This window comes from Nitrococcus sp., from assembly GCF_059432795.1.
In genome coordinates, this window is the sequence record NZ_JBXWZQ010000118.1 from 1 (window position 1) to 8,693 (window position 8,693).

An 8,693-nucleotide genomic window follows, 5' to 3' on the forward strand; every position below is an offset into this window, starting at 1 on the left:
GGTCCTAATCATGCCGCGGGCTCCTCTCGCTCGTCAGCAAGGTGAGGCGTAACAACTGGCCCATCCGAGCCGTTGAACGATCGATGGCACGAAAGGCATCACGATCGACCTGCTGACAGATAACCCCGGGCAATCCCTCGAGCTCCATTTCAACCAAGCAGCGCTTCTCGATGCCGCCAGAGCCGAGCATTACGTCGGTAAGTGAAACCATAACTTTGCGAACGCGGTTCTCCCACTCGCCGATACAAGCCAGCACCTTACGCCGGATATAGCGATACAAGTGCCGGTTCAATCGAAAACGCTCAGCATGAATCTCGATCCGCATCCTCGTGAGGACCTCCCTGTAAGGTGATTGCCACACCCGCTGTACCCTTAACTAGATATAGACCATCCAGCAGCTGAAAAAAGCGCTTTAAAGTGCCGATTTTTTTCCTCAATGCGCACTAACCAAGTACCTCACTCAAGGGCGTATTGCAACACGTTTCGACAGATTCCCCAGCCGTCGACGGCATGAGAATAACTCAATCGCTCGACTTGCGGACGGCGTGGCGTGCTCGTCTGTTGCAACTTACAGGTGAGCTGCATCGATCGGTACGCGGGCGGGGCCGTGGCAGTATCGCTGCACATGCCTTCGAGGCTCGAGGCCGATACAAGCCCGGATGTCATAAAACGCAATCGACGCATTTCGGGCGCATGCCATCGTATCTGCTGCGACACCAGAGAACGCCTACTTGCTGCGTTTGTAGCCTGCCGCCCGGCCAATACGGAACTAAAGCGCCGAATTCGTCTGCAGGAAATGAGCGCGGGCGACTACATGTTCGGATAGGTGGGACCGTCCCCGCCCTGTGGTGCTGCCCAGTCGATGTTCTGGGTCGGGTCCTTGATGTCACAGGCCTTGCAGTGCACGCAATTGGACGCGTTGATTTGCAGCCGCGGGCGCCCGACCTCGTCGTCGACGATCTCATACACCCCGGCCGGGCAATAGAACCGCTCCGGCGCATCATAGCGGGCGAGGTTGATATCGATCGCCTTCGTTGCATCCCTCAGCTTGAGATGACACGGCTGATCCTCGGCATGGTGGGTGTTGGACAGATAAACAGAGGACAGACGATCGAAGCTGACTTCGCCATCGGGCTTGGGGTAATCGATCCTTCGAACCTGGTCTTTGGATTTCAAGCGGCTGTGATCGGCACGATGGGCGAGTGTCCAAGGGGCGCGACCACACAAGAGATACGTGTCCACGGCTGAGTAGGCAAGCGCCGGCCACAACCCCCAATGAAAGCTCGGCCGTATGTTGCGCGCGCGGTAAAGCTCATCCCAAAGCCAGCTTTGTCGCAACCGCTCGGGATAGGCCTTGACCTCCCGTGGCGTATCGCCGGGCTGCTGCAACGCCTCGAAGACCGCCTGCGCCGCCGTCATTCCGGACTTGATGGCCATATGAGTCCCCTTGAGCTTGGGCACATTGAGGAAGCCCGCGGCGTCACCGATGAGCATGCCACCCGGAAAGGTCAGTCTAGGCAGACTCTGATAGCCGCCTTCGACCAGGGCCCGCGCCCCGTAGCTCACCCGGCGGCCGCCGTTGAACGTGGGTCGGATGGCGGGATGGAGCTTGAAGCGTTGCATTTCCTCGAATGGAGAGAGATACGGGTTGGCGTAATCCAAGCCCACGACAAAGCCCACCGCGACCTGGTGTTCCTTCATATGATAAAGGAACGCCCCACCGTACGTGCATGAGTCCAGGGGCCAGCCGAGGGTATGGATCACCCTTCCCAGGTGGTGATGCTGCGGCTCGATCTGCCATAGCTCTTTTATGCCCAGACCGTAGGTCTGCGGTTGCCGGCCCGACCTCAGGTCAAAGCGCTCGATCAACGTCTTGGTCAGCGAGCCGCGGCAGCCTTCGGCGAATAGCGTTTGCGTAGCGTGCAGTGCGATGCCCGCCTGATAATGGGGCCCTGGCGCACCGTCGGCGGTGAGCCCCATATCACCGGTGACTACGCCATTCACCGAGCCGTCGTCCCGGTAGATTATGTCCGCGCCGGCAAAACCGGGGTAGACATCCACGCCCAGCGCCTCCGCCTGCTCCGCAAGCCAGCGGCAGACGTTCCCGAGGCTGACGATATAATTGCCCTCGTTGCGCATCTGCCGCGGAACCGGCAGATGATAGGCTTTAGCGGCACCGAGAAAGAGAAATCGATCCTCGGTCACCGGGGTATCCAACGGCGCCCCGCGCTCTCGCCAGTCGGGAATAAGCTCGTCCAATGCCCGTGGCTCGATCACCGCCCCCGACAGGATATGGGCGCCGATTTCGCTGCCTTTCTCGAGCACGCACACCGAAAGCTCGCGGCCGTGCTCCAACCCGAGTTGCTTGAGTCGGATTGCCGCGGCCAGCCCCGAAGGACCGCCCCCGACAATCACCACCTCGTATTCCAGACGCTCGCGTTCCAAGCGCGTGCTCCTCTGAGTGCTCCGGCGGGCCTTCGCCCCTTGCGCACGTTGCGGCTCGGCCGAGATCAGCCGGACAACGCCTGCCGAGAGTCTATCGACTCACCTCGGGCTAGAGTCTCCAAGCATAGGCGCGCAGCTTGAATTTCTGCACCTTGCCGGTGGAGGTCTTGGGCAAATCGCCGAACACCACGGTGTCAGGCACCTTGATAGGCGGCAGTTCCCGGCGGCAGAACTCAATGATTTCAGCGGCGCTGACAGCCTCCGTACCCGGCTTCAGCGTGACGAACGCACACGGAAGCTCGCCGCCTCGCTCATCTTTGATCGCTACCACCGCCGCCTCCATGATCGCCGGGTGTTGGCAGAGCACCGACTCGATCTCGAGGCTTGACACGTTCTCGCCCCCCGAGACGATGATATCCTTGCAACGGTCCTTAATCTCCATTTGACCATCGGGGTGCCAGATTGCCAGATCCCCCGTATGGAGCCAGCCGCCTTCAAACACCTCCTCAGTGGCCTGCGCGCTTCTGAAATAACCATCCATGACGGTATGGCCGCGTAAGAAAAGCTCACCGATCGTGCGCCCGTCTTTCGCCACCGGCGCCCGGGTCTGCGGATCCGCCACCATAAGCTCCTCCAACATGGGGTAGCGCACGCCTTGACGTGCCTTGAGCCGCGCACGCTCCTCCGGCGGTTGCTCATCCCATTCGGGGCGCCACGCACACACCGTCGCCGGACCGAACGTCTCGGCGAGACCATAGACATGAGTCAGCTCGATGCCCATGGCCTCGAGCCCAACGAGGAGCGAAACGCTCGGAGCCGCCGTGGAAGCCATTACCTTGACCGGGTGATCGAATCGACGCTTGTCCTTGGCGGGCAGGGCGAGCAGCGCATTCAACACGTCCGGGGAAGCGCAGAAATGACTGACGCGATGGCGGCGAATCGCCTCGATCACGGACTCGGCCCGTCGATCGCGCAGGCAGACATGCGTACCCCCCATGGCCGTGATGGTCCAGGGGAAGCCCCAGCCATTGCAGTCAAACATCGGCAGCGTCCAGAGATAGACGGGATGGTGGGGTATGCCCCAGGCGAGAATATGGCTGACGGCGGTGAGATAGGCCCCTCGGTGATGATAGACGACCCCTTTGGGGTTCCCCGTCGTCCCCGAGGTGTAGTTGATCGCAATCGGCTGCCATTCATCATGCGGGCGTTCCCCGGAAAAATCGGGCTCACTCTCGGCGAGCAGCGCCTCGTAGCCCAACGTCCCAAGACACTCACCACCGCCACCTTGCGCATCTTCGACATCGACCAGCAACGGCCCGGTTGGCAACACGGCCAGCGCTTTCTCAACGGTCTCCGAGAACGCCGTGTCCGCAATCAGGACCCGAGCCGAGCTGTCCTGTAGCATAAAGGCAATTGCCCGGGCTTCCTGATGGACATCGAGTGCGTTGAGCACGGCGCCGAGCATCGGAACAGCAAAATGAACTTCAAGCATCTCCGGCGTGTTCGCGAGCAACACCGCCACGGTATCGCCGCTTCTGACCCCCTGGGCGTGAAGCCCCGCAGCAAGCCGCCGCGCCCGCTCGTGCACTTGTGCCCAGGTTCGCTGCAGTGCGCCATGAATCACGGCCGTATGGCCGGGATAGACCGCGGCGGTGCGTTCTATGAACGTCAGCGGCGATAAGGCAGCGCAATTGGCATGCTGACTCTGTTCGCGAGGTGGCTCGGTTCCCTCTCCGGACGCGTTTCTCATTGCTCCTCCTCCAGGACGAGGTCTCGGCGGCCGCCTCGCCTCATAGCCAAGCATCGCCTCACCGCGTGTCCGAAGAGTCGACTCACTGGCACCATCGCTTATCTATGGCTAGGCGTCAGGGCCTTGTGCGCCCCCTGTTGACGGAGGTGATTTACGCCCGCTTGCCTACGACGCAGGAAAACCGCGACGCTCCTTCCTGCTACTAAACCATACCGGCCTTGCTGGCGGGCCGTTGCGGCTTGTCCAAACATCCACATGGTCGAGCGTGCTCTTCCACTGTCTGATAACAGTAAAAAAGTTTGCGCCGCTTCTGCTTGGGGTCGTCGTCAGACGAATTGTTCAAAAGCGAGACATTGCGGTACAGCGTTTCCAGATACTCTTGTTGCGCCGACTGCTGCTCATCGCTTCCGTTACTCTCGAAAATCATAGTATCGGAAATCTTGCATGCGAACGCGATGACCTCTCGCCAGTTTTTCAACCACATGCAGACCGATAGCAAAAAAACTACATCCACTTTAGGCTCTGGAATGAAATCCTCGATCAACTCCAGCGGCTCAAGCTCGAGGTCAAGCGTATAGAAATTCAAACCCTTTGTGTCCCGCAACGACTTGATGCGATTCGCGGCATTGATCATGCGGCTATCGTAGTCAATTCCAACCCCCCATCTGAGCTCGTCAGCGAGCGCAAACAGCATGCCGCCTTGATTACAGCCGATGTCCAGCACCGTTTTTCCATGGAAATCGATTGGTACGTGTGCCAACCTTTTCGTCGGATTGCGCTGACCCTGCAGCTCCCGTCCATTGATCTCGATCGTGTGGTAGCCGGCAGAGTATTGATTGGCAGAGTAGATCGAACCGCTGGTTTTCGTATAGCTCAAAAGATTGAGTAATTGCCGAAATGAGCGTTCGTCGCTCTCATAGAGGCAATCGAGCGGCATTCTTTCGAACGAATACGGTTTGAGTGGATGGTTCTTGCCTCCCGCTACGTGTCGTAGATAATTGGCCAGCGCTCCCATGCCCGGCATTCTCTTCCCCATTGATTTCGCAATTGCCATAATCGAATCCCATCCACTTCCCTGAATATCCTGTTGCGTGGCTCCGAATTTGATGCAACATCCGCTGGTGCGCGCGTAGTAGTCATGGTTTTTGTAGCACCACTGCCGCCTTCCTATCCAACACAGCCCCCATACGAATTTCCCTATGACCGGGACACGATCGACGTCGGCCCTTCTCAGCTCGACTCTGATTTCGTCACCGTCGGCTAAACCCAGGGCGTCTCGAAGGTGCACCGTGGACAACAGCTCGGCGATATGCAAGGGCGCATGCCGCCATCGATAAAGCCACACCGCTATTCCGTTTATCGAAGCAGGCCATAGCAAACGCTTTTCCTTGTCGAATCTGATAGCGTTTTCGTTTACGAGTTTGACAGGGCGTTTGAAAACGACGTTAAGGGACCCGGCAATCAGATCCGCTCCGAGGATGCTTTTGAGTTCCTCGGCGTGCTCGCCTACGTCTACGGCCGCTCTGCCTCGGCCAGACATCACCTGTCCAACAAATGCCAATCGCTCGGACACACTCCCTCCTTGGCCACTCGCGCACAACGAACGAAAGCGGACGCAACGTTATAAGCCGCTCCCCAGTCGCCGGCTCCGTCCTCAGTGGGCGAGATGAGTTTACGACGGAGCCCAAGGGACGGTTAGACGTCTCCGGACGAGCTACACTGTGCGCCACGCTCGGTATTGCCGGTGTGATGAGCGTGGGCCTCGACCATGCCCGGCACGAGCAGGCCGGGGTCTAGCCGCCTGGTGAACCAATTGACGCCCCAATGCAGATTGGGACCGGTGGCGCGCCCCGTCGCGCCGACCTCGCCTAGGCTTTGGCCCTTCTGAACCACCTGACCGGCGCGCACCGCAATTTCCCTGAGATGTATGTAGGTAGTGGAGATTCCGTGCCCGTGGTCCAAAATCACGGTGCCACCGGACAAGAATAGCTCTGGCGCGGCAAAGCGGACCACGCCAGCGACGGGCGCACAAACGGGCGTGCCGGCCGGCGCGGCGATATCGACACCCGTATGCGGGCTGCGGGGCTTGCCGTTGAGAATTCGCTGACTGCCGTAAACTCCGGTGAGTACACCGACCACCGGCCAGCTCCAGGCGCCGTCATAATCCGTGCGCGGCGTGTTTCCCGACCGGGCGGTGCGAATTTGTGCCGCCTCACGGCGAATCCGCGCGAGGTTCGCTTCGCTCGGGGTCACCTCCCCTGCAGGTAGGCCATCGATTCGTTGAACGGGGTACGGGCGCTGGCGAATGGTCAGTTTGCGCCTCAGTACGCTGGCGTCCGGGAAACGGACCTCGAGCACCATTCGCTCGTTCGCGTCGCGGCCGAACCCGATGACGAATTCACCGTCGGGCGCGACACTGAGATCGCGCCCGTCAAAGCGCGCCTGAGCTCCTGGCGTCGTGTAACCGACCAGCATCCCGCCTTGGACGGGATCGCCCTTGAGCTCAAGGCGCTCGCTCGCCGGCACGTTACTCGCGCAGAGGAGCAAAGCCAACTGAACTAACCGCCGTGACCGCTGCATATCCCTATTCCGAGCAAAAAACGTCCCTATAACGACGATCGATACTGCCTGACAGCTCTGAGCACAGCTTACCCCTGGATCCGGCGCTTGCGAATCCCCATCATCATGGTGGACAAAAAATAGACCATCGCACTGACGAGAACGATCGTCGCACCGGAAGGAAGGTCCGGCCCGTAGGACAGCCCAAGACCCGAGAACGTGACCACGGCACCCAAGCCTGTCGCGAGCAGCATCATCGCACCCAATGAGCGCACCCACTGACCGGCGACCGCCGCTGGCAACGATACCAGCGCGATTACCAATATCAAACCAACGACCTGGATCAGCAGAACCAGCGTCAGGGCCACCATGCAAAGCAAAAGGAGGTAGAATCGTGTCACCCCGATCCCGCGCAGCCGGGCGAATTGCTCGTCGAAGCAGACGGCCTGGAACTGACGGTGGAACAACGCGACCAAAGTGAGGATCACCGCATCGAGACCGGCCATCAGCCACAGGTCATCGGGCGTGATCAATAAAATATTACCGAACAGGTAGCTCATCAGATCGACGTTGTAGCCGGGCGCACGCGAGATGAATAAAATGCCGATCGCCATGCCGCCGGCCCAAAATGCCCCTATGAGCATGTCTTCCTGCTGCCGCCAGCGCAGGCTCACCCAGCCGATCAGCAAAGCCGCCAGCACAGCCGCCACTAGTGCGCCGCCGAACGGCGACCAACCCAAATAGTAGGCCACACCCACGCCGCCCAGCACGACATGCGCGATACCGCCGACCAGATAGCTGATTCGCTTGACCACGACATACGGGCCGATCACACCGCAGCCGAGACTGGCCAGAAGGCCCCCGAGCAGCGCGTTCTGAAGAAAGGCGAAATTCATCAGGGCATGGACGAACTCCATATCGTCAGCCGTGCCCCTCGTGCTGAACGAAGCGAATGGGGCGACCGTAGAGCCGCTCGATGGTCTCGGCCGTAAGCGGTTCAGTCGTGTGACATACGAGCTCCCGGCTCAGGCAGGCGACACGGGTGACGTACTCGGAGACGAAGGCGATGTCGTGAGTCACGACAAGGATGGTCATTCTGCGATTGAGGCCCTTCAACAGCTCGAATAGATCCCGCTCCGCACGGGGATCCAGATTGGCGGTCGGCTCATCGAGCAGCAGAATTTCCGGTTCGGTAGCAAGTGCCCGGGCAATCAACACGCGTTGGAACTGCCCGCCGGAGAGCTGACCGACCGGTCTGTCGGCGATCTCCGTCAGCCCCACTTCCTGCAGGCTGCTCATGGCAACCGCGCGGTCGTGCCGTCGGTAGCCCAGCAACGGTGTGCCCCGCCCCAGTCGCCCCATCAACACCACCCCGCGCGCGGAGATCGGAAAATCACGAACGAAATCGACATGCTGTGGCACATAGCCGACGCGTCGGCGGGCACGTACCGGTTCGGTCCCCAACACCCGCACCCGCCCGTGGCTCGGCACGAGCAGCCCGAGTATCACCTTGAGCAGTGTGCTCTTGCCGCCTCCGTTGGGCCCTACCAGGCCTAAAAATTCACCCGCGTTGAGGGCCAACGTCACGTCTTGAAGCACGATGGGGCCATCGTAGCGCGCCGTGACGCCCTCGAGATCGATCACGCGTTGCGAGCTCACTGCATCGCCTCGCGCAAGGATCGAGCAAAGTGAAGCAGGCTGGCAGCGTAGTCTTCAGCGAGCGGATCGACTCGTATCACCTGCGCGTCGATGGCTCGCGCCACCGCCATGGCGGGGGCCGTGCTGTGCTGGCGTTGCACAAATATCGCGCGAACTTCCTCCTGCTTGGCCCATTCGATCAAACGTCCCAGAGCGGCTGCCCCGGGCGTTTTACCAGAGACCTCGATCGCAATCTGGCGCAGCCCGTACTCGTCAGCGAAACAACCCCACGCCGGATGGA

The 8,693-nt window shown here is 60.3% G+C and carries 8 protein-coding genes; all 8 read right to left on the reverse strand.

Annotated features, from left to right (window positions below; translation table 11 throughout):
- Positions 1 to 4: 4 nt before the first annotated feature.
- On the reverse strand, positions 5 to 325 hold the full coding sequence (locus AC52Q4_RS09185) for a hypothetical protein (RefSeq protein WP_495536496.1): 321 nt from the start codon (positions 323 to 325) through the stop codon (positions 5 to 7).
- A 485-nt stretch (positions 326 to 810) separates the two neighbouring features.
- Positions 811 to 2,445: an electron transfer flavoprotein-ubiquinone oxidoreductase gene (locus AC52Q4_RS09190; RefSeq protein WP_495536497.1), complete on the reverse strand. Its 1,635-nt coding sequence runs from the start codon at positions 2,443 to 2,445 to the stop codon at positions 811 to 813.
- Positions 2,446 to 2,554: 109 nt separating this feature from the next.
- Entirely contained in the window at positions 2,555 to 4,195 is a 1,641-nt protein-coding gene (locus AC52Q4_RS09195) for an AMP-binding protein (RefSeq protein ID WP_495536498.1), read from the reverse strand.
- A 202-nt stretch (positions 4,196 to 4,397) separates the two neighbouring features.
- Positions 4,398 to 5,768, reverse strand: a complete 1,371-nt coding sequence (locus AC52Q4_RS09200) for a methyltransferase (RefSeq protein WP_495536499.1) — start codon at positions 5,766 to 5,768, stop codon at positions 4,398 to 4,400.
- 122 nt (positions 5,769 to 5,890) lie between these two features.
- A complete protein-coding gene (locus tag AC52Q4_RS09205) occupies positions 5,891 to 6,775 on the reverse strand; it encodes a M23 family metallopeptidase (protein ID WP_495536500.1) in 885 nt (294 codons plus the stop codon).
- Between the two features lie 68 nt (positions 6,776 to 6,843).
- Positions 6,844 to 7,671 carry a metal ABC transporter permease gene (locus AC52Q4_RS09210; protein ID WP_495536501.1) on the reverse strand — a complete coding sequence of 276 codons (828 nt, stop codon included), beginning with the start codon at positions 7,669 to 7,671 and terminating at the stop codon, positions 6,844 to 6,846.
- A gap of 4 nt (positions 7,672 to 7,675) precedes the next feature.
- Positions 7,676 to 8,413 (reverse strand): metal ABC transporter ATP-binding protein, encoded by a 738-nt coding sequence (locus AC52Q4_RS09215; protein ID WP_495536502.1) that lies wholly within the window; start codon positions 8,411 to 8,413, stop codon positions 7,676 to 7,678.
- The coding region (locus tag AC52Q4_RS09220) for a metal ABC transporter solute-binding protein, Zn/Mn family (RefSeq protein WP_495536503.1) at positions 8,410 to 8,693 on the reverse strand (284 nt) is incomplete at its 5' end. The genes AC52Q4_RS09220 and AC52Q4_RS09215, both read right to left, overlap by 4 nt.

Excerpts from the sequence above, each read along its gene's own strand:
- AC52Q4_RS09185 (WP_495536496.1), bottom strand. The coding sequence starts at position 325 with ATGCGGATCGAGATTCATGCTGAGCGTTTTCGATTGAACCGGCACTTG.
- AC52Q4_RS09195 (WP_495536498.1), bottom strand. The coding sequence starts at position 4,195 with ATGAGAAACGCGTCCGGAGAGGGAACCGAGCCACCTCGCGAACAGAGT.
- AC52Q4_RS09205 (WP_495536500.1), bottom strand. The coding sequence starts at position 6,775 with ATGCAGCGGTCACGGCGGTTAGTTCAGTTGGCTTTGCTCCTCTGCGCG.
- AC52Q4_RS09210 (WP_495536501.1), bottom strand. The coding sequence starts at position 7,671 with ATGGAGTTCGTCCATGCCCTGATGAATTTCGCCTTTCTTCAGAACGCG.